Source organism: Micromonospora sp. NPDC003241, from assembly GCF_053589795.1.
This window is the reverse complement of the sequence record NZ_JBSFSO010000109.1, coordinates 1-1,123: the sequence shown is the minus strand read 5'-3', so window position 1 is coordinate 1,123 and position 1,123 is coordinate 1. Positions and strand designations below refer to the sequence as shown.

The window sequence follows — 1,123 nt, the reverse complement described above, 5'->3', positions numbered from 1 at the left end:
GGTGACATGGACGCGCTGCTCGACGCGCTCGGCAAGGCCGACCGCGACGCCCGCATGGCCGCCGAATAACCGGCATGAGCGCTCAGCGCCCGGCTCGGGCAACCCGCGTCACCACACAGGACGCTCGCGCATGCCGGACCACGCGGTGACCGAACGGGTCCGGCTGCGTCCGCTGATCGTCGAGGCCGCCGGGCGGCTGGCCGCGGCGGACGTGGCCTCGCCTCTGCCGGATGCGGAGAACCTGGCCGCGCACGTGCTCGGGGTCGACCGGATGCGGCTGGCGCTGCACCCGATGATCGAGCCCGCCGAAGCCGCCCGCTTCGCCGAGCTGGTAGACCGGCGGTCCGCGCGAATCCCGCTGCAGCACTTGACCGGAACCTGGAAGGTGTGGGCGGCGCCGACCGCGCTGATCGGCTTCCAGCGCGCGGTGACGCTCGAGCACTTCGATCCGTTCCTCACCGCCGCGGTGGCCGATTCGCACGGGATCTACGACAATCCCGCCACCCGCCTGGACCACACGCTGTCCTACTTCCTGCTGGTCGCGCTCGGCGACGGCCGCACCGCCATCCAGGCCGCCGAGCACCTGATGAAGGTGCACGCGCCGATGACGGGCATCGAACCGATCAGCGGCAAGCGCTACAGCGCCAACAATCCCGACTCGCAGCTGTGGATCCACGTCACCGGCTGGCATTCGGTCCTCAAGGCCTACGAGATGTTCGGCCCCGGCCCGCTGAGCCCCGCCGAGGAGGACCGGTACTGGGCCGAGTGCGTGATCGCCGCCGAGCTCCAGACCTGCAAACCCGAGGATGTGCCGCGCAATCGCGACGAGGTGCGCGCCTACTTCGCGCGGGTCCGGCCGCAGTTGTGCGTCAGCGAACGGGCCGTGCGGGCCATGCATTTCCTGCTGTGGCCGTCGGCGGACAAGGGCATGACGTTCGCCGTCGGCGGCCGGGTGCTGTCACTGGCGACGATCTCCACGCTGCCCGCCTGGATGCGCAAGCTCGGCCGGTTCGACCTGCCCGGCATCGTCGACGCGTCGGCCCGCCTCCCATGGAAGGCCCTCGTGTGGGCCACCGCGCTCCGTGGCAATCGCGGGCTGATCCTGGCCAGCCCGTTCGTCGCG

Annotated in this window: 1 protein-coding gene; it reads left to right on the top strand. The window is 71.2% G+C overall.

The window, feature by feature from the left end; translation table 11 throughout:
• Nucleotides 1-130: 130 nt before the first annotated feature.
• A partial coding sequence (locus ACWDVW_RS32665) for an oxygenase MpaB family protein (protein ID WP_449956857.1) occupies nucleotides 131-1,123 on the top strand: 993 nt, incomplete at its 3' end.